The sequence below is a fragment of the Burkholderia crassaminum genome (assembly GCF_964265005.1).
In the GTDB taxonomy this organism is placed as follows: Bacteria; Pseudomonadota; Gammaproteobacteria; order Burkholderiales; family Burkholderiaceae; genus Burkholderia.
Genome location: NZ_OZ183799.1, coordinates 123,347 through 146,792, shown reverse-complemented (window position 1 = coordinate 146,792; position 23,446 = coordinate 123,347). Strand labels below are relative to the sequence as shown.

The following is a 23,446-nucleotide window of genomic DNA, read 5'->3' as shown; positions in this document are numbered from 1 at the left end:
CGTTCGCCCGCCCGGAGCCCCGATGAACCTCGTCGCCGCCCTCGACCGCGCCGCCCGTGCGACGCCCGACAAGCCGTTCCTCGTCAGCGAATCCGCGACGATCACCTATGCCGCCGCGCGCGAGCGCTCGCACCGCGCGGCAGCCGTGCTGAGCGCGCTCGGCATTGCGGCCGGCGACCGCGTCGCCGCGATGTGCTTCAACACGCCGGCCTTCGTCGACCTGATGTTCGGCGCGTGGCGGCTCGGCGCCACGTTCGTGCCGATCAACCACAAGCTGCAGGCACCGGAAGTCGACTACGTGCTCGAACACAGCCGCAGCAAGGCGCTGCTGTTCGACGTGGCGCTCGCGCCGGTGGTCGAGCACCTCGTGCATCCCGCACGGCGGCTCGTGACCGAAGGCGAGCTCGACGGCGTGCCGTGCTTCGACACGCTGTGCGCAACGATGGACGGCCTCGCGGGCATCGATCCGGCCGACGGCGACATCGCGCAGATCCTCTATACGTCCGGCACGACCGGCCACCCGAAAGGCTGCGTGCACAGCCATCGCACCGTGACGCTCGCGGCGATGCAGGCGGCACTCGCGACCGGCATCGGCCGCAACGAGCGCACGCTGATGGCGATGCCGATCTGGCATTCGTCGCCGCTGAACAACTGGTTCGGCGGCACGCTGGTTGCGGGCGGCACTGTCGTGCTGCTGCGCGAATACCATCCGCTGCGGTTCCTGCAAGCCATCGAGCGCGAGCGCGTGACGCTGTATTTCGGCGCGCCGGTGTCGTACCTGCTGCCGCTCGACACGATCGACGGTTTCGCGGCGTTCGACCTGTCGAGCGTGCGCGCATGGCTGTACGGCGGCGGCCCGATCGGCACCGCGCAGGCCGAACGGCTCGCGCGCGCGTATCGCAGCGACGCGTTCTTCCACGTGTACGGCATGACGGAAGCGGGCCCGGCCGGCACGACGCTGTATCCGGACGAGCAGATCGCGAAGGCCGGTTCGATCGGCCGCCACGGCGGCCCGGGCGTGGACCTGCGCGTCGTGCGGATGGACGGCATCGATGCGCAACCGGGCGAAACCGGCGAGATCTGGCTGAAGACCGACAGCATGATGCTCGGCTATCTCGACGATGCGGCCGCGACACGCGCCGCGTTCGCGCCGGACGGCTGGTATCGCACCGGCGACATCGTGCGGATCGATCAGGATGGCTACCTGTTCATCGTCGACCGGCTGAAGGACATGATCGTGACGGGCGGCGAGAACGTCTATTCGAAGGAGGTGGAGGACGTGCTCGGCGCGCACCCGGACATCGCCGAGGCGGCCGTCGTCGGGGTCCCGCATCCCGACTGGGGCGAGACGGTCGTGGCGCACGTCGTGATGCGCGCGGGCACCGTGCCCGACGCGGACGCACTGCGCGCGTTCTGCGGTGCCCGGCTCGCCGCGTACAAGATTCCGCGCGAATTCACGTTCGCGCAGGCGCTGCCGCGCACGCCCACGGGCAAGCTGCAGAAATTCCTGCTGCGCGTGCGCAGGGATTAAGCACCCGGGATTGGGTCAGCGCACTTACCATTCGCTCACTCGTATTCCCCTTGCAGACATCGTCTTTCATCAAGGTCGGAAACGGCACCATTCCCTGTCCGTGACATCCGTTGGCTACGGTCCGCGTTTCTCCAACTCCCTCCGACTATCAAGTGATCGAAGCGCGCGTAACGCGCTCCAGGAAATCACTCAACCGCGCCACCTGACCGACGCATTCCCGCACGCGTGGTCGATGCAATAGGTAAAACAAAACAAGTAATGGAAGTTATGGATGTCGAATCATACTCGTCCGATTGAGCATCGGTTCTTATCTGGAATAGCGTCTCTAGGCAGGTCATTCCACTTACCGAGACAGGGACGCACGATGAAAAACGAACACGAAGCACCGACCCATCTTTTCGCCACCGTTGGCGCACTCACGGAACGCGGTGGACGCGTCACCAACGCAACGAGCGGCCTGACCCTGGCTGGATTGGAAGTCGCCTGCGTCGGCGACGTAGTGACCTATGACGACGGCAGCGAGGCCGCGATTATCGATGGCGCGGGAAACACCCATAGCGGAGGCAAGCCGTTCGCATTGGTCGGCAGCCAACTGAGTAACGGTGACCGCATTACCGAAACGCTGCGCACCTCATGGGGCATTCACGTGCGGGACGGGCAAAGCGTTGCGGGCCTGTTCGATCCGACCTATGTGCCGCCACCCGCGCCGCCCGCCTACAGATTGGCGGTATGTGGCGCGACAACAGCGCGCGGCGGGACATTGCGCGAGCCGTCCGGCACATGGGAAGTAGCGCCGCACTTGGGCAAGGCTGCCACGGTGGGCGACCTGATCCACTATCCGGACGGTTCAACCGCGCGCGTTATAAGCGGTCTGGGTTTAGCCGACGGGCCCGACTTCGCGCCGCTCGCGTTCGTTGGCAGCGAACTCGATAACGGCGACACGATCACCGACAGTCCCGAGCGACAAGGCGTAGCGTCATCCGGTGTATTCAGCGTCGTCACCCGCTCGTCCATGCCCCGCTGAGGTAGCGTCCATGATTCGCTACTTTCTTGCCAAAGGCGACCGCGCCGGGGAAGCGGTGATTGTCGAAGGCCTTGACACCGTGACCTGTTCCGATCCGCCGCCGAGGGTTCATATCGCCACGCTGGATATGAAGACCTACTGTTCGGCCTGCAAGCGTGAAGGGTACATCGCACCGCAAGGGCCGCGCTGGCCAGGTACCGGCCCGAACGGCAAACAGTGGGCATTGAGCGGCGATATCAATGTCTGCGGATGCAACCCACCGCCGGTCTTCTACGCTGAGCGCGGCATGCGGATGACTTTTACTGCGGGAGAGGCTGCGACGCTGAATGGGCGCCAACCGGATGCAGCCAAGCGGTCATTTGCTCGATCGGCTGTCGTACACGACGAGCAATTCACCTTGCTCGATGACTCCCGCCGCCCGCTCGCGAGCATCCGCTACCGAATCGTTTCCGACACCGGGCAGATCTTCACGGGCACCACGGACGCGGCCGGGCAAACACATCGAATCGCCACCGATGCTTCGGCAACGCTAAAAATCTATACGACGGAACATTGAAGCGATGAAAAATTTTGATGTGAATGACGGCGGAGAATGGTTCCTCGTACACTCAGGCGCAGTCACCAATACCAATCCTGGCTCGATGGTGGAAGTAACGATCAATACCGAAAAAATATGTCATAACATGACAAACAAGGAATTCCGGGAAATGGTATTGAGTAAACGCGATCGAGCCGTTTCTCTCGTCGAAAAAAGAATCAAGGATCTGCAGCGCTGGTCCAATGCCGATAAGGCACGCGTATTACAGTGGTTCGGTAGAACTGACGAAGGCACCCGCACAACGCTATTAACAGGCCTGACTGCAATCGCCCGCGTACTAAAGGCACTCACAGGATACAATTTCACGCGATGGGATAGCGAGCGATTCAAACATATTGGATGCGTTCCAAATCCGAACAAATCAGGAGTCGCGGCATCGGTGTGTTCGCCGGATACTGCAACTCATACGATCGCAATACATCCTGATTTTTGTACAATGCGAGACTTCTCATGGGAAAAAGATTCCATAGTTTCCACTCTGATTCATGAAGCGAGTCATTTTGACGACACAATGGGAACCAGGGATCATAGATATTACATGGAGGAGTGTTTGACGTTTGGAGCCGAAAATCCGAATCAAGCAATCAACAATGCCGACAGTATCGCAGGATACGTCGTTTACAATGCTTAAATTCATTTTTTGCCTAAGCCTTCTCATCTCCAATCCGGCATTCGCATGTGTCGCCAGCGAGAACTTCGACATCTATTTTTCGAGAGATAGCGCGTATATACCGAATGCTGAGATCGTCCGCCTTGCAGAATGGGTAGCCGACCAAAAGCTCAATTACGCAAATCACCTAACCAAGGAGACAACACTGATCAGCGGCCATGCCGAGGAAAGTGAACCGGGTGCACTGGGCCTTGCGCAATCAAGATTGCAAACAGCGTATGCGCTGTTGGAGCAACTCGGTTTTTTACGCGGGACCATCAAGAAGAGCGCCCGCGTCTATTCGCATGGCGACGTGGACAATGGGCGGCGTGTGGAAATTTCCTTCCTGCCCGATTGCCCCAACAAGTGCTGCGACGGCAAGTAACGTCGTACTGCCGTCGATCACGGCGATGCGGTTTCGACGTACACATGCGGCGCCCCTGCTGCACCGCTGCCTGCAAGATCCCTATGCGCGGTCGGCCGTGTCCCGCCAAAGAAAAAGCCACCGGACCCGACGGGCCCGGTGGCTTTGTCGCATGAGGTGCGGGTAGCGTTGCAACGCCGCCCGTTCGTCACGTCACTGGCTGCTTACTTGCCGCCGATGCTCTTCAGCGGCTTCCACTCGCCCTTTTCGACCTTGTACATCGTGATGCCGCCGTTCTTCAGGTCGCCCTTCGCGTCATACGCGACGTGCGTCGACGTCACGCCGGCCATGTCGGACTTCGCGAGCACCGGCAGGTACTTCGCCGGATCGGTCGAATCGGCCTTCTTCATCGCGTTCAGCATCGCCATCGCGCCGTCGTACGCGTACGGCGAGTACGTTTGCACGTCTTCGCCGAAACGCTTCTTGTACTTGTCGGCGTAGGTCTTGCCGCCCGGCATTTCTTCCAGCGGGAGGCCGGCCAGCGAAGCGATCGTGCCGTCGGCCGCGTTGCCCGCGATCTTCAGGAACGTCGGCGTCTTCACCATTTCGCCGCTCATCAGCGGTGCGGCGATGCCGAGCGTCTTCATCTGCTTGACCATCGGCGCTGCCTGCGAATCCGCGCCGCCGTAGTAGACGAGGTCCGGCTTCGTCGACTTGATCTTGGTCAGAATCGCCTTGAAGTCGACTGCCTTGTCGTTCGTGAATTCACGGTCGACGATCGTCGCGCCGCCGGCCTTCGCGGCCTTCTCGAACTGGTCGGCGAGACCCTGGCCGTAGGCCGTGCGGTCGTCGACGATCGCGATCTTCTTCATGCCGAGATCCTTCGACGCGAACGTGCCGGCCACCGAGCCCTGCTGCGTGTCGGACGTCATCATGCGGAAGGTCGTCTTGTAACCCTGCTGCGTGTATTCCGGCGCCGTCGCCATCGCGATTTCCGGAATGCCCGCGTTCGCGTAGATGCGCGAGGCGGGAATCGTCGTGCCCGAGTTGAAGTGGCCGAGCATGCCCTTGATGCCGTCGTCGACGAGCTTCTGCGCGACCGTCGTACCCGTGCGCGGGTCAGCCTGGTCGTCCTGCGTGTTCAGCACGAACTTCACCGGCTTGCCGCCGATCTTCGGGTTCGTCGCGTTGAAGTCTTCCAGCGCGAGCACGATCCCGTTCTGCATATCCTTGCCGTAGTGCGCCTGCGCGCCCGTCATCGGCCCTGCGTAACCGATCTTCACGTCATCCGCATGGGCCGTCCCCGCCAGCGACATGACCGCGACAAACGTCGCGCCTGCCACCTTTTTCATCGTGTGTTGCATAGCATCTCCTTGGTACCAGGGTAAATGGAGCGGCTTCGGGATCGCCTTGCCGCTTCCTTTGTTTGATCCGAACGGCAAGGATGATCAGCCGATCGTCATCAAATTCGCATTGCCGCCGGCCGCCGCCGTGTTCACGCTCACCGAGCGCTCCGTCAGCAGCCGTTCCAGCGCGTAATCTTCCGCATCGCCGTTCTCGAACGCGCCCACCGACACGCCCTGCACCGACACGATCGGGCCCGGCCGCTGCGCGACGTCCTTCACGAGCGTCTGCAGTTCGTCGCTGTCGCCTTCGAACAGCACCGCGTCGAACGGCACGTCGGCCTGCTTGCGCACGCTCGCATGCGCCTTCAGCGACGCCGGCAGCGCGGCGACCAGCGCCTCGCCGGCCGCGCCGGCGAACAGCGCACGGTTACCGGTCGCCAGCACTGCCGCGAACTGCGCGCGTGCACCGCCCGGTGTCGCCGCGACACACAGCACCGTGCCGCGCGGGCCGAGTGTATACGTGTTTCGCTCACCCGTCGGCCCGGTCAGCACGGCGGTCGCGCCGGCCGGCACCTGTGCCAGATAACCGTCGCAACGTGCGGCCAGTACCGGCTCGCGCTGCTCGATCAACCAGTCACGCAGCGTCGTGAGTGCTGCCGCCGGGTTGCCGCGCGCATCGCCTTCGACCGCGCCGTCCGCGATCAGCGACCGCGCGAGCGAGCGCGGCAGGCCCGACGGACGCGTCGCGAGCAGGCGCTGCAGGTACAGCGCGCCGCCGGCCTTCGGGCCCGTGCCCGACAGCCCTTCGCCGCCGAACGGCTGCACGCCGACCACCGCGCCGATCACGTTGCGGTTCACGTAGATGTTGCCGACGTGCGCATTCGAGATCACGTGCGCGATCGTCTCGTCGATCCGCGTGTGGATGCCGAGCGTCAGGCCGTAGCCGGTCGCGCGGATCTGCTCCAGCAGCTTGTCGAGCTGGCTGCGGCGGTAGCGCACCACGTGCAGCACCGGGCCGAACACCTCGCGCTTCAGCTCGTCGATGGTGCCGATCTCGATCAGCGTCGGCGGCACGAACGTGCCGTGCGCGCAGGCTTCCGGTGACGGCAGCTGCGTGACCGCGTGGCCCTTGTCCTTCATCGCCGCGACGTGCGTGTCGATCGTCTGCTTCGCTTCGCCGTCGATCACCGGGCCGACGTCCGTCGACAGCCGGTCGGGGTTGCCGAGCGCCAGCTCGTGCATCGCGCCCTTGAGCATCGTCAGCGTGCGGTCCGCGACATCGTCCTGCAGACACAGAACGCGCAGCGCCGAACACCGTTGACCGGCCGAGTCGAACGACGACTGCATCACGTCCGCGACGACCTGCTCCGCGAGCGCCGACGAGTCGACGATCATCGCGTTCTGGCCGCCCGTTTCGGCGATCAGCGGAATCGGCTTGCCGTCCGGGTCGAGGCGCGCGGCGAGCGTCTTGTTGATCAGGCGCGCGACTTCGGTCGAACCGGTGAACATCACCGCACGCGTGCGCGGATCGGCGACCAGTGCCGCGCCGACGGTCTCGCCGTCGCCCGGCAGCAGTTGCACCGCGCCGGCCGGCACGCCGGCCTCGCGCAGCAGGCGCACGGCCTGGGCTGCGATCAGCGGCGTCTGTTCGGCCGGCTTCGCGAGCACCGTGTTGCCGGCGGCGAGTGCCGCGGCCACCTGGCCCATGAAGATCGCGAGCGGGAAGTTCCACGGGCTGATGCAGACCACGGGCCCGAGCGGACGGTGCGTGTCGTTCGAGAATTCGTCGCGGATCTGCGCCGCGTAGTAGCGCAGGAAGTCGACCGCTTCGCGGATTTCGGCGATCGCGTTCGGCAGCGACTTGCCTGCTTCGCGCACGATCAGGCCCATCAACGTGTGCATCTGCGCTTCGAGCAGGTCGGCCGCACGCACCAGGCAGTCGGCGCGCGCATCGACCGGCGTCGCCTGCCAGATCGGCGCGGCGGCCACCGCATGCGCGAGCGCCGCGCTCACGTGTTCGGCCGTCGCTTCGCTGACCGTGCCGACCAGGTCGCGCTGATCGGCCGGGTTGCGCACGTCGCGGGCCGGTGCGTCGACGAGCGTGTCGTCGTCGAGCATCGGCGCCGCGCGCCACGGGAAATGCGCGCTCGCGAGCAGCGCGGACGACAGCGATGCGAGACGGTGTTCGTTCGACAGGTCGAGACCCATCGAGTTGGGACGCTCGTCACCGTACAGGTTGCGCGGCAGCGGGATCTTCGCGTGCGGTGCGCCGAGCGGCACGACCTTCGACGCTTCGTCGACCGGATCGGCGACCAGTTCCTTCACCGGCACGGCTTTATCGGCGATGCGGTTCACGAACGACGTGTTCGCGCCGTTTTCCAGCAGGCGGCGCACCAGGTACGCGAGCAGCGTCTCGTGCGTGCCGACCGGCGCGTAGACGCGGCACGGACGGTTCAGCTTGTCGCGGCCCGTGACTTCCTCGTACAGCGGCTCGCCCATCCCGTGCAGGCACTGGAATTCGTACTGGCCCGGGTAGTAGTTCTGGCCCGCGAGCTGGTAGATCGCGGCCAGCGTGTGCGCGTTGTGCGTCGCGAACTGCGGATAGACGGCATCCGGCGCCGCGAGCAGCTTCTTCGCGCACGCGAGGTACGACACGTCGGTGTAGATCTTGCGCGTATAGACCGGGTAGCCTTCGAGGCCGTCGACCTGCGCACGCTTGATTTCGCTATCCCAGTACGCGCCCTTCACGAGGCGGATCATCAGGCGGTGACGGCTGCGGCGCGCGAGATCGATCAGGTAGTCGATCACGAACGGGCAACGCTTCTGGTAGCCCTGCACCACGAAACCGATGCCGTTCCAGCCGGCGAGATCCGGGTCGAAGCACAGCGCCTCGAGCAGGTCGAGCGACAGTTCGAGACGGTCGGCTTCTTCCGCGTCGATGTTCAGGCCGATGTCGTAGCGGCGCGCGAGCAGCGCGAGTGCGCGCACGCGCGGCAGCAGCTCGCTCATCGTGCGGTCCTGCTGCGAGCGCGAGTAGCGTGCGTGCAGCGCCGACAGCTTGATCGAGATGCCCGGGCCTTCGTAGATGCCGCGGCCGCCGGCCGCCTTGCCGATCGCGTGGATCGCCTGTTCGTACGACGCGTAGTAGCGCTGCGCGTCCTCTTCGGTCGTCGCCGCTTCGCCGAGCATGTCGTACGAGTAGCGGAAGCCGCGCGCTTCGTACTTGCGGCTGTTCGCGAGCGCTTCGGAAATCGTCTCGCCGGTGACGAACTGTTCGCCCATCAGGCGCATCGCCATGTCGACGCCCTTGCGGATCAGCGGCTCGCCGCCGCGGCCGATCAGGCGCGTGAGCGCCGACGACAGGCCCGCTTCGCTGTTGGTCGTCACGAGCTTGCCGGTGATCATCAGCCCCCAGGTCGCCGCGTTCACGAACAGCGACGGCGCGTGGCCGACGTGCGAACGCCAGTCGCCCTTGCTGATCTTGTCGCGGATCAGCGCATCGCGCGTCGCGCGATCTGGGATGCGCAGCAGCGCTTCGGCGAGGCACATCAGCGCGACGCCTTCCTGGCTCGACAGCGAAAATTCGTGGATCAGCCCTTCGACGCCGCCACCCGAGCTCTTCTCGCGCAGCGCCTCGACGAGCTTCGTCGCGAGCGCCTGCACGTCCGCCTGCAGGTTCGCGGGCAGGCGCGCCTGGCCGAGCAGGAACGGCACGCATTCCGGCTCGGGGCGGCGGTACGCAGCCGTGATCGCCGCGCGCAGCACCGATTGCGGCTGCACGTTCTGCGCGAACTCGAGGAACGGATGCGGCGAGTTGTCGTCGTCGCCGTCCGCGACCTGACCGTCGGCGAGCTCCGTCACGCCGCTGTTGCCCGACAGCTCGGGCGGCAGCTGGCCGTGCTCGATCCGCTCGAGATACGCGAAGATCGCCTGCTTGATCAGCCAGTGGGGAGTGCGCTCGAGACGCGCGGCTGCGTCCTTGAGGCGCGAGCGGAGAAGGTCGTCGACCTTGACGCCGAGAGTCGTGCTTGCCATGGTGGGTTCGTGCGCCGGTGCGAGCCCGGCAATGTGGTGTGAGAGGATGCGCGAAATCCTACGGCACGCAATAAAAAGGTGCAACCAAATTGCGAGATAGGTTGCACCCGCAAGTTAGCCAATATAATCAGCCACTTATGCGGTTGCAACCTAGGAGTTGCCCGTGGTCGGAGGATCGGTGTTTTCCCTGAGCGGGCCGGTTTGACACGCGTGCGCAACCTTCGCCGCGCGCGGCGGCGGGGGAAAACGGGTTGCACTGGGTGTGACGGCGGATATGGCACCCGGGCGCGACCGGGCGGCAAGAGACGCTTCGGGGTGCCCGGTGGCCCTGGCTTCAACGCAGCGGCACGCGGCACGACGGCCGCATGGCGCGCCGCTCAGATATCCAGCGGATCGACCTCGACGCTCCACCGCAGCACGCCCTTCAGCGCGCGCAGCTCCGGCTGCCATGCGCGCAGCGCATGCTGCAGCGCCGCCCGCGACGCGCTTTCGAGCAGCAACTGCGCGCGATGGACGTTCGCGACCTTGACGATCGTCATCGGCACCGCGTCGTACACGGTCACGCGATCGGCGCCGGGCAACCCCGGCAACGCGGCCGCGGCTTGCAGCAGGAACCCGAGCGCCGCGTCGAGCGTGCGCCCTTCAGCGCGCAGCAGCGCCTGGTAGACGAACGGCGGCAGGTGCGCGTCCCGGCGCTCGCCAAGCGTCGAATTCGCGAAGCCGACGTAATCCTGCCGCCCGAGCGCGTGATACAGCGCGTGACGCGGGTAGCGCGTCTGCACCATCACCTCGCCCGGCAGCCCGGCACGCCCCGCGCGGCCGCTCACCTGCATCAGCTGCGCGAACAGCCGTTCGCTCGCGCGGAAGTCGTGCGAGAACAGCGCCGTGTCGGCATTGAGCACACCGACGAGCGACACGCGCTGGAAGTCATGCCCCTTCGCGATCATCTGCGTGCCGACGAGAATATCGACCTCGCCCGCATGTACATCGGAAAAGAGCGCCTGCGCACTGCCCTTGCGGCGTGTGCTGTCCGCGTCGATCCGCAGCACGCGCGCGCCCGGCACGGCCTCGGCGAGCGCCTCCTCGATGCGTTGCGTGCCGCGCCCGAGCGGCGCGATGTCGACATTCCCGCACTCGGGACACGACCGCGGAATGCGCGCTTCCCAGCCGCAGTGATGGCAGCGCAGCGCATGCTCGGGCTTGTGCAGCACAACGTACGCGCTGCAGCGCGGGCAGCCGGCGACCCAGCCGCACGCATCGCACGCGAGCTGCGGCGCGTAGCCGCGCCGGTTCAGGAACACGAGGCTCTGCTCGCCCCGCTCGAGCCGTGCCTTCAGCGCCGCGACGAGCGGCCCCGACAGCCCGCCCATCGACGCGCGGCCGCGCCGCCGCTCCTCTTCGAGATCGATCAGCCGCACGGTCGGCAGCGTCGCGTCGGCCACCGCGCGGCGCGACAGCGTGAGCCGCGTGTAGCGGCCCTGCTCCGCCTGCCACCAGGTTTCGAGCGACGGCGTCGCCGAGCCGAGCACGACCGTGAGGCCGAGCTGCTTTGCGCGCCACACGGCGAGATCGCGCGCCGAATAGCGCAGCCCTTCTTGCTGCTTGTACGCGGGCTCGTGCTCCTCGTCGACGACGATCAGCGCAAGCGTCGGCATCGATGCGAGCACCGCGAGGCGCGTGCCGAGCACGATCCGCGCACGGCCCGTATGCGCGGCGAGCCAGTTGCGCGCACGTTCGCCCTCGGCGAGCCCGCTGTGCAGCGTGACGATCGCGTCGTCGGCGAGCGCGCCCGCGAAGCGCGCGCGAAACGCGGCCTCGAACTGCGGCGTCAGGTTGATTTCGGGGACGAGCACGAGCGCCTGCGCGTCCGGCCGGGCGTCGAGCAGCGATGCGAGCGCATGCAGGTAGACCTCGGTCTTGCCGCTGCCCGTCACGCCGTGCAGCAGGAACGGCGCAAAGCCCTGCGCGGCGCGGATCGCGTCGAGCGCCTCGGCCTGCTGGTCCGTGAGCGCCGGCGGCACAGTTCGTCCACCGGCTGCCAACAGGTTATCCACAGCTTTGGGCACAGGCGCATCGGCCCAGCCGATCTCCTCGACGTCGACCCAGCCGCGCACCGCCCAGTCATCCAGCGTCGCGACCGCCTTCGGGTGCAGCGCGCGCGCATCGGGCAGCGCCAGCGAGCCGGTGTCGACCAGCGCCTGCGCGAGCCGCCGCAGCGCGGCCCCGCGAGCGGGCAAGGCATCGGGCAGCGCCGCGCGGCCGGCCTCCGTCGGCCGGTAGCGCACCTCGGGCGCGAGCAGCCGCCCCCAGCGCCCCGCATCGCGCAGCGCCTGCGGCAGCGCCGGCAGCGCGACCTCGCCACGCCCGCGCTGGTAGTAATCGGCGGCGAACGACACGAGCGCGAGCCAATCCGGCGACAACGGCGGCAGGTCGGTGCAGATCGCGTCGATCGCGCGCAGCCGGGACGGCGGCACGTCGGTGTGAGTCGTCACTTCGCAGACGAGCCCGACGGCCTGCCGCTTGCCGAACGGCACCTGCACGAGCGTGCCGGGCACGGGTGTCGGCTGCGCGTCGCAGCGGTAGTCGAACAGGGTGGCGAGCGGATGGTCGAGCGCGACGCGCAGGTAGGTACCGCTCATCGCGGCGCTCCGGCGGCGGCATGCACCGCATGGACAGCCGGCATCCGCGTCCGCATCGGGGCGACGGACTTAAAGAAAAACTTCAGATTCGGCGCTAAGTTTTGGATTCGCATTAGGAATCGCCGTATACCCTGCCCAGCCTGTGGATAACTTTGTTGAGAACTCGCCGCTCACGGGCCGCAACGCACGCGGGGCCGCGCTTTCCGCTGATTTTGACCGCTTGTCGCGGCGCCCCGCGGAGCCTTATTCCATAAGGCTGCTATTCAAATTACCGAACCATAGCGAGACAATTTGACCGATACAGGGCTCTACCGCGCTGCAACGTGGAAAATGTGTATAAGTCAAGTCTTGACAAGCACTGAATCGGCAACCGGTGCGGGGTTGCGCCCTGTTTAGTTTCAATAACGAAACACTGTCACCCCGCGGTGCAGCATGACAGCGCTTGCGTTCAGCCAGCGGCTCCGCTACGGATCGCGCGGCTGTGGCGATGCACCTCGTCGACGAGTTCGGCGACGTGATCGGGCGACGTGAATTGCGAAATGCCGTGCCCGAGGTTGAATACATGGCCCGGATGGTTGCCATAGCTGTCGAGCACCGCGCGCGCCTGTTCGCGCACCGCGGCCGGCGGCGCAAACAGGATCGTCGGGTCGAGGTTGCCTTGCAGCGCGACCTGGCCCCCGACGCGCTCGCGCGCCTTGCCGAGGTTGACCGTCCAGTCGAGCCCGACCGCGTCGACGCCGGTCGCCGCGATCTCCTCGAGCCACAGCCCGCCGCCCTTCGTGAACGTGATCACCGGCACGCGCTCGCCGTCGTGCTCGCGCTTGAGTTGCGACACCACGCGGCGGATGTAGTCGAGCGAGAAGCGTTGGTATGCGCCGTCGGCCAGCGCGCCGCCCCACGTATCGAAGATCATCACGGCCTGTGCGCCCGCTTCGATCTGCGCGTTCAGGTACGCGGCCACCGCCTGCGCGTTCACGTCGAGGATCCGGTGCATCAGGTCGGGGCGCGAATACGCCATCGACTTCACCGTGCGGAAATCGTCCGACCCGCCGCCTTCGACCATGTAGCACGCGAGCGTCCACGGGCTGCCCGAAAAGCCGATCAGCGGCACGCGCTGGCGGCCCTGGCCGTCGGTGAGCGCGCGGCGAATCTCGCGCACCGCGCCCGTTACGTAGCCGAGCGTCTCCTCGATATCCGGCACCGCGAGCTTCGCGACGTCGGCCTCGGTACGCACCGGATGCGCGAACTTCGGCCCCTCGCCGGCCTGGAAATCGAGGCCGAGCCCCATTGCATCAGGAATCGTCAGGATGTCCGAGAACAGGATCGCGGCGTCGAGCGGAAAGCGCTCGAGCGGCTGCAGCGTCACTTCGGTCGCGTAGTCGGGATTCTTCGCCAGACCGAGGAAGCTGCCGGCGCGCGCGCGCGTCGCGTTGTATTCGGGCAGGTAGCGGCCGGCCTGGCGCATCAGCCAGATCGGCGTGTAGTCGGTCGGCTCGCGCAGAAGCGCACGCAGGAAGGTGTCGTTGAGCAGGGTATGGGCCACGGTAGGAGCGACGATGCGAAGGCAAAGCGGCATTTTACCGGACAGCCGCCGCCAGGCTGCACATGCCGACGCGATGGCGGCCATATGACGCGCGCGATGGCTCCGTTATGATCGGACGCTCATATCGAACGAAACGACGGAGGAGACCGATGAAACCATTCGCCACGCTCGCCGCGGCCGCGTTGCTGTGCTGCGCCGCCGCGCACGCGCAGACCGCCGCGGGCGCAGCTTCGGCCACACCGGGCGCCGGCTCGCGGCTCGACGACGTGCTCGCGCGCGGCACGCTGCGCGTCTGCACGACGGGCGACTACAAGCCGTATTCGTATTACCGCGCGGACGGCCGCTTCGAGGGCATCGACATCGACATGGCCGAATCGCTCGCGAAATCGCTCGGCGTGAAGACCGACTATGTGAAGACGAGCTGGCCGAACCTGACCGGCGACTTCGTCGCGAAATGCGACGTCGCGGTGGGCGGCGTCTCGACGACGCTCGAGCGCCAGAAGCGCGTGTTCTTCACGCAGCCGTACGTCGTGGACGGCAAGACGCCGATCGCACGCTGCGCGGACGCCGACAAATACCAGACCATCGCGCAGATCGACCGGCCGGAAACGCGCGTGATCGTGAACCCGGGCGGCACCAACGAGCGATTCGCGAAGCAGTATTTCACGCACGCGAACCTGACCGTCTATCCGGACAACGTAACGATCTTCAAGCAGATCCTCGCGGGCAAGGCGGACGTGATGGTGACGGATGCGTCCGAGACGCTGCTGCAGCAAAAGCTGAATCCGGGCCTGTGCTCGGTGCATCCGGACAAGCCGTTCCAGTTCGGCGAGAAGGCATACATGGTGCCGCGCGGCGACGTCGCGTTCCAGCAGTACGTCGATCAGTGGCTGCATCTCGCGCTGTCGACCGGCGAATACCAGGCGATTTCCGACAAATGGCTGAAGTAAGCGGGTTCGCACGCGGCTGCCCGCAGCGACTTTAGCGCGCACCGACCCCGCGGCCAGCGCCCGCGAAAGTGGCTGTGCGGCGGCGGCCGAATCGCCGCCGTTACACTTCGACGCAGCGTGTCGGCGCCGGCAAAATCGGCCCGAAGCCGGTGAACTGGCCGAACGGCCGACTTCCATGCATGCCAATCACGTTTCAAAATCTTTCTGACGAATGAATCGTCATGCGCGGTATCGGCCGAACCGCGCATTTTCTCGCGTGAAAATCGGCAATTCGTCGCGCCTGATACGCATGAAAAACGCATCGTGCGCATGCGCTGAAAACGCTGCGGAAAATATGGGTAAAAATGACCTTTTCCCGGCCCTCAAAAACAGCAAAAAATCCCGGAAAGCCTTATCTGGCGGGCGTTACAACCTGAAACACTTTGTTACCGCGAGGGGTCATTAATTCGCCCACAATGGCCTCAACGGTTTCAACACGGATGCGGTCTCGTGTGCCAAGTGTGAGCGGACGCGAAGCGCTGCGAGCCAGTCGGTCACGTACCGAAGCCCTTCCGAGGGGCATCCCTGTTGGAGTCGTTTCCGGCCCCCCGCCGGACTCGGTTTCATCTTTGGTCTCCTCGCGCTAACCCCGTAGCGTGTGGTTTTTAGCGGGCTAATAAGCCCGCTTTTTTTCGTCCATCGAAAGCGTAACGGCCCGCAGGCCGCCACGTCTTTTCCCGCCTTCATGCCGCGCTACGCGGTCTTTTGCACGTCGAGCTTCAGCTCCTCGATCATCCGGTCGCGCATCACAAACTTCTGCACCTTGCCCGTCACCGTCATCGGCAGCTCGTCGACGAAGCGGATATAGCGCGGGATCTTGTAGTGCGCGATCTGCCCGTTGCAGAACGCACGCACGTCGTCCTCGGTCATCTGCTCGTCCGCGCGCAGCACGATCCACGCGCACAGCTCCTCACCGTACTTCGCATCGGGCACGCCGAATACCTGCGCACTCTGGATCTTCGGATGCCGAAACAGGAATTCCTCGATCTCGCGCGGATAGACGTTCTCGCCGCCGCGAATCACCATGTCCTTCAGCCGGCCGACGATGTTGCAGTAGCCGTCCGCGTCGAGCGTGGCGAGGTCGCCCGTATGCATCCAGCCGTCCACGAGCACCTCGCGCGTCTTCGCGTCGTCGTCCCAGTAGCCGAGCATCACCGAATAACCCTTCGTGCACAGCTCGCCCGTCGCGCCGACCGGCACGATATCGCCGCCCGGATCGACGACCTTCACCTCCAGATGCGGCTGGATGCGGCCGACCGTCGTCGTGCGCTTCTCGAGCGGATCGTCGGTCGAGCTCTGGAACGACACCGGGCTCGTCTCCGTCATCCCGTACGCGATCGTGATCTCCGACAGGTGCATCTGCGACACGACGCGCTTCATCGTCTCGATCGGGCACGGTGAGCCAGCCATGATCCCGGTGCGCAGCGTCGACAGGTCAAATTGCGCGAACGCCGGATGATCGAGCTCCGCGATGAACATCGTCGGCACGCCGTGCAGCGCGGTGCAGCGCTCGTCCGCCACCGCCGCGAGCGTCGCGACCGGGTCGAACGCTTCGCCCGGGAACACCATCGCCGCGCCCTTCGACACGCACGCGAGCACCGCGAGCACCATCCCGAAGCAGTGGTACAGCGGCACGGGAATGCACAGCGTGTCCTGCTCGGTGAAACGCATCGCGGTCGCGATCGAGCGCCCGTTGTTGACGACGTTGCGATGCGTGAGCGTCGCGCCCTTCGGGCTGCCCGTCGTGCCGCTCGTGAACTGGATGTTGATGGGCTCATGGGCCGCGAGCGTCGCGCCGATCGCATCGAGCAACGCGGGATCGACGGCCTGGCGGCCGCGCGCCATCACGTCCGCGAAGCGGAACATACCGGCCGGCGCGACGTCGCCCATCGACACGACCGTGCGCAGGCTCGGCACGCGCGCCGCATGCAGGTCGCCCGGCGTCGCGGTCGCGAGCTCCGGTGCGATGGTCTGCAGCATCTCGACGTAGGCGGACGTCTTGAAACGCTCGGCGGCGATCACGGCTTTGCAGCCGACCTTGTTCAGCGCGTATTCGAGCTCCGACAGCCGGTAGGCCGGATTGATGTTGACGAGCACCGCTCCGATCCGCGCGGTCGCGAACTGCGTGAGCAGCCATTCGCTGCGGTTCGGCGACCAGATGCCGACGCGATCGCCCTTCACGATGCCGAGCGAGGCCAGCCCGGACGCCAGCACATCGACCTCGTTCGCGAACTCGCGCCAGGTCCAGCGCACCTGCTGCTCGCGGAACACGACGGCCGGACGATCGGGAAAGCGGCCGGCCGTGTCGAGCAGGAACCGGCCGATCGTCGCTTCGGAGAGCGGCACGTCGGTCGTGCCGCGCACGTACGACAAGCCGTTTTCGGGCGCGATCAGCGCGCCCACGCCAAGGTCTGCTGCCATGAATGTCTCCGTCCGTTTTTGTCTGATCGGCCCGGCACGCGGCTCACGCGCGCCTGCTCCGCCGCCATCGCGGCGGACAGCCTCTCCGCGGATGATGCCGCGCTCCGCTGACGACACTCTGACATCGAATCGCGGCAGGCGGGTGAAATAGCACGACCGGACGAAATGATCCGACCCGCAAAAAACAGACGAAAACGACAGGCGAAAAAAAAGCAGCCCGAAGGCTGCTTTCTTTCGCGGGATACGCGGCGCGGCTTAGTGCCGGCTGCGGATCTTCGCCAGACGCTGGATCGCTTCGAGCTGCGCCATCGCGGTCGCGAGCTCGGATTGCGCCTTCGCGAGGTCGAGATCCGACTTCGCGTTCTGCAGCGTTTCCTCGGCACGCTTGCGCGCTTCCTCGGCTTTCGCCGCATCGAGGTCCTTGCCGCGGATCGCGGTATCGGCGAGCACCGTCACGGCGCCCGGCTGCACTTCGAGAATGCCGCCCGCGACGAACACGAATTCGTCGTTGCCGCCCTCGACTTCGATGCGCACCGCACCCGGACGAATCCGCGTGATCAGCGGCGTGTGGCCCGGCAGAATACCCAGCTCACCCGTTTCGCCCGGCAGCGCGACGAATTTCGCCTCGCCCGAGAAGATCTGCTCTTCCGCGCTGACGACGTCTACTTTGATGGTTGCCATATCGACTCCTGTCAACGAGTGCGAACGCCTCGCGGCGCCCGCCCTCGTCCCATGCACGGCGGATTGAGCGTGTTGCGGTCGGCGCGACCGGCCAGGGTTATCAGTCCGACTGTTAATCCCGACTGGCACGCGCCGTGCGACTCACTCGAATCCTTACGAGATCTTCTTGGCCTTTTCGAAGGCTTCGTCGATCGTGCCGACCATGTAGAACGCCTGTTCCGGCAGGTGGTCGCACTCGCCGTCGACGATCATCTTGAAGCCGCGGATCGTTTCCTTCAGCGGCACGTACTTGCCCGGCGAGCCCGTGAACACTTCAGCAACGTGGAACGGCTGCGACAGGAAACGCTGGATCTTACGAGCGCGCGCGACCGACAGCTTGTCTTCCGGCGACAGTTCGTCCATACCCAGAATCGCGATGATGTCGCGCAGTTCCTTGTAGCGCTGCAGCGTCTGCTGAACACGACGGGTGATCGAGTAGTGCTCTTCACCGATCACGTTCGGGTCGATCTGGCGCGACGTCGAGTCGAGCGGGTCGACCGCCGGGTAGATACCCAGCGAAGCGATGTCACGCGACAGAACGACGGTTGCGTCCAAGTGGCCGAAGGTCGTAGCCGGCGACGGGTCGGTCAAGTCATCCGCAGGGACGTACACGGCCTGGACCGACGTAATCGAGCCCTTCTTGGTCGACGTGATGCGCTCTTGCAGCTTGCCCATTTCTTCAGCCAGCGTCGGCTGATAGCCCACTGCCGACGGCATACGGCCGAGCAGTGCCGACACTTCGGTACCGGCCAGCGTGAAACGGTAGATGTTGTCGACGAAGAACAGCACGTCGAGGCCTTCGTCACGGAAGTGCTCGGCCATCGTCAGGCCGGTCAGCGCGACGCGCAGACGGTTGCCCGGCGGCTCGTTCATCTGGCCGTACACCAGCGCGACCTTGTCGAGAACGTTCGAGTCCTTCATTTCGTGGTAGAAGTCGTTCCCTTCACGGGTACGCTCGCCCACGCCTGCGAACACGGAGTAACCGCCGTGTTCCTTCGCGATGTTGTTGATGAGCTCCATCATGTTGACGGTCTTGCCCACGCCAGCACCGCCGAACAGGCCAACCTTGCCGCCCTTTGCGAACGGGCAGATCAGGTCGATGACCTTGATACCCGTTTCGAGCAGTTCGGTCGACGGCGACAGTTCGTCGAACGCCGGAGCCTTCTGGTGGATCGAACGCGTCGTTGCGCTTTCGATCGGGCCAGCTTCATCGATCGGACGGCCGAGGACGTCCATGATCCGGCCGAGGGTCGGCTTGCCGACCGGCACCGAGATCGGCTTGCGCGTGTTCTTCACCACCAGACCGCGGCGCAGGCCGTCGGATGCACCCAGACAGATGGTCCGGACCACGCCGTCACCCAGCTGCTGCTGGACTTCGAGCGTCAGTTCCGAGCCATCGAGAATGAGCGCGTCGTAGATCTTCGGCATGCTGTCGCGCGGGAATTCCACGTCGATAACGGCGCCGATGCACTGTACGATCTTGCCTTCTACCAAAGCAGCAGTACTCATCGCTTTTCCTTTAAATACCTGATTCTTTACTCGCGCAAAGGCGCAGTTGTCGTCCGTGGCGCGCGCTTAAACAGCGGCTGCGCCGCCGACGATCTCCGACAGTTCTTTCGTAATCGCGGCCTGACGGCTCTTGTTGTACACGAGCTGCAGTTCGCTGATCACCGTCTTCGCGTTGTCGGACGCGGCCTTCATCGCGACCATGCGCGCCGATTGCTCGGACGCCATGTTTTCCGCGACGGCCTGGTACACCAGCGCCTCGACGTAACGCACGAGCAGTTCGTCGACGACTGCCTGCGCGTCCGGCTCGTAGATGTAATCCCACGACGTGGCCGGCGTACCGTCATCGGCTTCGAAGTGTTCCGACGACAGCGGCAGCAGCTGCTCGATCACGGCTTCCTGCTTCATCGTGTTGACGAAGCGCGTGTAAGCGATATAAACCGCCGACAGCTTGCCTTCCGAGTACAGATCGAGCTGCGTCTTCACGGCGCCGATCAGCTTGTCCAGATGCGGGGTGTCGCCGAGGTGCACGACCTGCGACATCACCTTCGCGCCGAAGCGGTTCAGGAAACCGAGGCCCTTGCTGCCGATCGCCGTGGCTTCGACCTTCTGGCCCTTCTCTTCCAGCTCCTTGAACTTCTGAACCGTCGCACGCAGCACGTTGGTGTTCAAACCGCCGCACAGACCCTTGTCCGTCGTGACGAGGATGATGCCGGCCGTGTTCGTGCCTTCGTTCGCCACCATGAACGGGTGGCGGTACTCCGGGTTCGCGCGGCTCATGTGCGCGGCGATGGCACGGACCTTGTCCGCATACGGACGAGCGGCGCGCATGCGTTCCTGCGCGCGACGCATCTTCGATGCGGCCACCATCTCCATCGCCTTCGTGATCTTGCGCGTGTTCTGCACGCTCTTGATCTTGCCGCGAATTTCCTTCATTCCAGCCATAGCTTGCTCCTTGACCGAAGCGGCGCGGGCGCATCAGCACCCGCGCGGCCTCAGTGTGTCACTCGCGGATCAATAGGCACCGGACTTCTTGAAGGATTCGATCGCCGAGCGCAGTGCGCCTTCGTCGTCCTTCGAGAGATCCTTGGTGTCTTCGATGCGCTTGATGAGGTCAGCGTGGCTGGTCTTCAGGTTTTCGCGCAGGCCCTTCTCGAACGACAGCACTTGCTTGACGTCGAGGTCGTCGAGGTAGCCGTTGTTCGCGGCGTACAGCGACACGGCCAGTTCCCACACCTGCAGCGGCTGGTACTGCGGCTGCTTCAGCAGTTCCGTCACGCGGCGGCCGCGCTCGAGCTGCTTGCGGGTCGCTTCGTCGAGGTCCGATGCGAACTGTGCGAATGCAGCCAGTTCACGGTACTGCGCGAGGTCGGTACGGATACCGCCCGACAGCTTCTTCACGACCTTCGTCTGAGCGGCGCCACCGACTCGCGACACCGACACGCCGGCGTTGATTGCCGGGCGGATGCCTGCGTTGAACAGGTCGGTTTCCAGGAAGATCTGGCCGTCGGTAATCGAGATCACGTTCGTCGGAACGAACGCGGTCACGTCGCCAGCCTGCGTTTCGATGACCGGCAGTGCCGTCAGCGAACCGCTCTTGCCCTTCACTTCGCCGTTCGTGAACTTCTCGACGTACTCTTCCGACACGCGAGCCGCACGCTCGAGCAGACGCGAGTGCAGATAGAACACGTCGCCCGGGTACGCTTCACGGCCCGGCGGGCGGCGCAGCAGCAGCGAGATCTGACGGTATGCCCAGGCTTGCTTGGTCAAGTCGTCATAGATGATCAGCGCGTCTTGGCCACGATCGCGGAAGTATTCGCCCATCGTGCAGCCGGCGTACGGTGCGAGGTACTGCATCGCTGCCGAATCCGAAGCCGAAGCGGCGACGACGATCGTGTATTCCATCGCGCCCGTTTCTTCGAGCTTGCGAACCACGTTCATGATCGACGAAGCCTTCTGGCCGATCGCGACGTAGATACAGATCAGGTCCTTGCCCTTCTGGTTGATGATCGCGTCGAGCGCCACTGCGGTCTTGCCGCACTGACGGTCGCCGATGATCAGCTCACGCTGGCCACGGCCGATCGGCACCATCGCGTCGATCGACTTGATGCCCGTCTGCACCGGCTGCGACACCGACTTACGCCAGATCACGCCCGGGGCGATCTTTTCGATCGCGTCGGTCAGCTTGGCGTTGACCGGGCCCTTGCCGTCGATCGGGTTGCCGAGCGCATCGACCACGCGGCCGACGAGTTCCGGACCAACCGGGACTTCGAGAATGCGGCCCGTCGTCTTGACGATGTCGCCTTCCGAGATGTGTTCGTATTCGCCGAGAATCACCGCGCCGACCGAGTCGCGCTCGAGGTTCAGCGCGAGGCCGAACGTGTTGCCCGGAAACTCGAGCATTTCGCCCTGCATCACGTCCGACAGGCCGTGGATACGCACGATACCGTCGGTCACGGAGATCACGGTGCCCTGGTTGCGAACGTCTGCGCTCGCTTCAAGGCCCTGGATCCGGCTCTTGATCAGCTCGCTGATCTCAGAGGGATTGAGTTGCATTATTCGCTCCTGATAGTCAATTCTGTTGCGTGCCGGCGTGGCGCTCAGGCGGTCAAGGCAGCCTGCATCGATGCGAGGCGCGCGCGAACCGAGGTGTCGAGCACTTCGTCGCCGACCGTCACGCGCACGCCGCCGATCAGCGACGAATCGACTTCGACCGTCGGTTTCAGCTTGCGCTTGAACTTGCGTTCGAGGCCCGAGACGAGACTGTCGAGATCCGCGCCGTTCAGCGGGAACGCGCTTACGATCTCGGCGTCGGCGGCACCTTCACGTTCGTTCTTGAGCGCCTCGAACTGCACGGCGATTTCCGGCAGCAGCGCGATGCGATGATTGTCGACCAGCATCTGCACGAAGTTCTTTGCTTCGGCGCCGGCCGCGAGCGGCGACTTCACCGCAGCAAGCAGCAACTCGGCTACTTGCGTGCGCGTCACCTTCGGGCTCGACGCGACCGACAGTACTTCCGGCAGACGCGCAACCTGGGCCAGCTCTTGCACGAGCGTGGACCAGGCGGCGATGTCACCGCCCTCGGCCACGCGGAACAGCGCTTCTGCGTAAGGGCGGGCGATGGTTGCAAGTTCGGCCATGATCAGAGCTCGGCTTTCAGTTGATTCAGCAGTTGGGCGTGGGCCGTTTGATCGACTTCGCGCTTCAGGATCTGCTCGGCGCCCTTCACGGCCAGCGTAGCGACTTCGCCACGCAGCGCTTCGCGCGCCTTCACGATTTGCTGTTCTGCTTCCGCCTTCGCCTGGGCGACGATGCGGGCGGCTTCAGCCTGGGCGTTGGCCTTGATTTCCTCGGCGACCGCCTGGGCACGCTTTTCAGCGTCGGCGATGCGCTGCTGGCCGTCATTGCGGGCCTGCGCGAGTTCCTGGTCCACGCGCTTGTGCGCTGCGTCGAGTTCCGCCTTGCCCTTTTCGGCGGCGGCGAGGCCGTCGGCGATCTTCTTCGAACGTTCGTCGAGGGCGTTGATCAACGGCGGCCACACGAATTTCATCGTGAACCACGCGAGGACCAGGAACACGACCATTTGCGCAAACAGAGTTGCGTTGAGATTCACGGTGTTTCCTTATCTGCTATTCCGGAAAAATGAAACGGTAAGGCGCTCATCGAGTTGCATTCGATCAGCGCCCCAAGTCTCCGTTCCGCCCTGCGCCGGCTTGCGCCGGACGCATATTTCCGAGGAACCTTAGCCTGCGAGCTTCGACAGGAGCGGGTTCGCGAACGCGAACAGCATTGCAACACCCACGCCGATCAGGAATGCCGCGTCGATCAGACCAGCCAGCAGGAACATCTTCGTTTGCAGCGGGTTGATGAGTTCCGGCTGACGTGCGCAGGCTTCGATGTACTTACCACCCATCAGCGCGATACCGATACAGGCGCCGATTGCACCCAGGCCGATGATGATGCCGATACCGATGGCGGTCAGACCCTGGATGTTGGCGATGTAAGCTTGCATGATCACTCCTTTGTGAAAAGACTTGGAACTGAGATTTAAAAAACTAAAACGGAAACTCTTTTTTGCACG

18 protein-coding genes are annotated in these 23,446 nt (G+C 64.8%); 6 read left to right on the top strand and 12 right to left on the bottom strand.

Features of this window, described 5'->3' with window-relative positions; genetic code table 11:
• The first annotated feature begins 22 nt into the window (after positions 1–22).
• From ACPTTF_RS00605 to ACPTTF_RS00585, 5 genes are all read left to right on the top strand, one after another.
• Positions 23–1,531 carry a class I adenylate-forming enzyme family protein gene (locus tag ACPTTF_RS00605; protein WP_423369991.1) on the top strand — a complete coding sequence of 503 codons (1,509 nt, stop codon included), beginning with the start codon at positions 23–25 and terminating at the stop codon, positions 1,529–1,531.
• Positions 1,532–1,895: 364 nt separating this feature from the next.
• Positions 1,896–2,555 (top strand): PAAR domain-containing protein, encoded by a 660-nt coding sequence (locus ACPTTF_RS00600; RefSeq protein WP_423369990.1) that lies wholly within the window; start codon positions 1,896–1,898, stop codon positions 2,553–2,555.
• A gap of 10 nt (positions 2,556–2,565) precedes the next feature.
• Positions 2,566–3,111 (top strand): hypothetical protein, encoded by a 546-nt coding sequence (locus ACPTTF_RS00595; protein ID WP_423369989.1) that lies wholly within the window; start codon positions 2,566–2,568, stop codon positions 3,109–3,111.
• 4 nt (positions 3,112–3,115) lie between these two features.
• Positions 3,116–3,784 carry a M35 family metallo-endopeptidase gene (locus tag ACPTTF_RS00590; protein ID WP_423369988.1) on the top strand — a complete coding sequence of 223 codons (669 nt, stop codon included), beginning with the start codon at positions 3,116–3,118 and terminating at the stop codon, positions 3,782–3,784.
• Complete coding sequence (locus ACPTTF_RS00585) at positions 3,777–4,187, top strand: hypothetical protein (protein WP_423369987.1); 411 nt, start codon at positions 3,777–3,779, stop codon at positions 4,185–4,187. Before ACPTTF_RS00590 ends, ACPTTF_RS00585 begins: the two co-directional genes overlap by 8 nt.
• 203 nt (positions 4,188–4,390) lie before the next feature.
• On the opposite strand, the gene ACPTTF_RS00580 is transcribed toward ACPTTF_RS00585, so the two are convergent.
• The 4 genes from ACPTTF_RS00580 to hemE form a co-directional block, all read right to left on the bottom strand.
• A complete protein-coding gene (locus ACPTTF_RS00580; RefSeq protein ID WP_423369986.1) occupies positions 4,391–5,530 on the bottom strand; it encodes a branched-chain amino acid ABC transporter substrate-binding protein in 1,140 nt (379 codons plus the stop codon).
• Between the two features lie 84 nt (positions 5,531–5,614).
• The gene (gene putA / locus ACPTTF_RS00575; RefSeq protein WP_423369985.1) at positions 5,615–9,547 is read right to left on the bottom strand and encodes a trifunctional transcriptional regulator/proline dehydrogenase/L-glutamate gamma-semialdehyde dehydrogenase; all 3,933 of its coding nucleotides are present in this window, start codon (positions 9,545–9,547) and stop codon (positions 5,615–5,617) included.
• Between the two features lie 377 nt (positions 9,548–9,924).
• Positions 9,925–12,186: a primosomal protein N' gene (locus ACPTTF_RS00570; RefSeq protein ID WP_423369984.1), complete on the bottom strand. Its 2,262-nt coding sequence runs from the start codon at positions 12,184–12,186 to the stop codon at positions 9,925–9,927.
• 448 nt (positions 12,187–12,634) lie between these two features.
• Positions 12,635–13,729, bottom strand: coding sequence for a uroporphyrinogen decarboxylase (gene hemE, locus ACPTTF_RS00565; protein WP_423369983.1), 1,095 nt, complete (start codon positions 13,727–13,729; stop codon positions 12,635–12,637).
• Positions 13,730–13,878: 149 nt separating this feature from the next.
• Between hemE and ACPTTF_RS00560 the strand changes: the two genes are divergently transcribed.
• Positions 13,879–14,679, top strand: coding sequence for a transporter substrate-binding domain-containing protein (locus ACPTTF_RS00560; RefSeq protein WP_423369982.1), 801 nt, complete (start codon positions 13,879–13,881; stop codon positions 14,677–14,679).
• Between the two features lie 732 nt (positions 14,680–15,411).
• Here the strand turns inward: ACPTTF_RS00560 and ACPTTF_RS00555 are convergent.
• The 8 genes from ACPTTF_RS00555 to atpE form a co-directional block, all read right to left on the bottom strand.
• Positions 15,412–17,139: an AMP-binding protein gene (locus tag ACPTTF_RS00555; RefSeq protein WP_423369981.1), complete on the bottom strand. Its 1,728-nt coding sequence runs from the start codon at positions 17,137–17,139 to the stop codon at positions 15,412–15,414.
• Between the two features lie 255 nt (positions 17,140–17,394).
• Positions 17,395–17,820, bottom strand: a complete 426-nt coding sequence (locus ACPTTF_RS00550) for a F0F1 ATP synthase subunit epsilon (RefSeq protein WP_006477288.1) — start codon at positions 17,818–17,820, stop codon at positions 17,395–17,397.
• A 153-nt stretch (positions 17,821–17,973) separates the two neighbouring features.
• On the bottom strand, positions 17,974–19,368 hold the full coding sequence (gene atpD, locus ACPTTF_RS00545; RefSeq protein WP_166963893.1) for a F0F1 ATP synthase subunit beta: 1,395 nt from the start codon (positions 19,366–19,368) through the stop codon (positions 17,974–17,976).
• A gap of 66 nt (positions 19,369–19,434) precedes the next feature.
• Complete coding sequence (atpG, locus tag ACPTTF_RS00540; RefSeq protein WP_166963895.1) at positions 19,435–20,310, bottom strand: F0F1 ATP synthase subunit gamma; 876 nt, start codon at positions 20,308–20,310, stop codon at positions 19,435–19,437.
• A gap of 69 nt (positions 20,311–20,379) precedes the next feature.
• Positions 20,380–21,921 carry a F0F1 ATP synthase subunit alpha gene (gene atpA / locus ACPTTF_RS00535; protein WP_021160444.1) on the bottom strand — a complete coding sequence of 514 codons (1,542 nt, stop codon included), beginning with the start codon at positions 21,919–21,921 and terminating at the stop codon, positions 20,380–20,382.
• Between the two features lie 44 nt (positions 21,922–21,965).
• Positions 21,966–22,505 carry a F0F1 ATP synthase subunit delta gene (locus ACPTTF_RS00530; protein ID WP_166963897.1) on the bottom strand — a complete coding sequence of 180 codons (540 nt, stop codon included), beginning with the start codon at positions 22,503–22,505 and terminating at the stop codon, positions 21,966–21,968.
• 2 nt (positions 22,506–22,507) lie between these two features.
• Positions 22,508–22,978: a F0F1 ATP synthase subunit B gene (locus ACPTTF_RS00525; RefSeq protein ID WP_021160443.1), complete on the bottom strand. Its 471-nt coding sequence runs from the start codon at positions 22,976–22,978 to the stop codon at positions 22,508–22,510.
• A gap of 129 nt (positions 22,979–23,107) precedes the next feature.
• Positions 23,108–23,377 carry a F0F1 ATP synthase subunit C gene (atpE, locus tag ACPTTF_RS00520; RefSeq protein WP_006482730.1) on the bottom strand — a complete coding sequence of 90 codons (270 nt, stop codon included), beginning with the start codon at positions 23,375–23,377 and terminating at the stop codon, positions 23,108–23,110.
• Between the last annotated feature and the right edge of the window lie 69 nt (positions 23,378–23,446).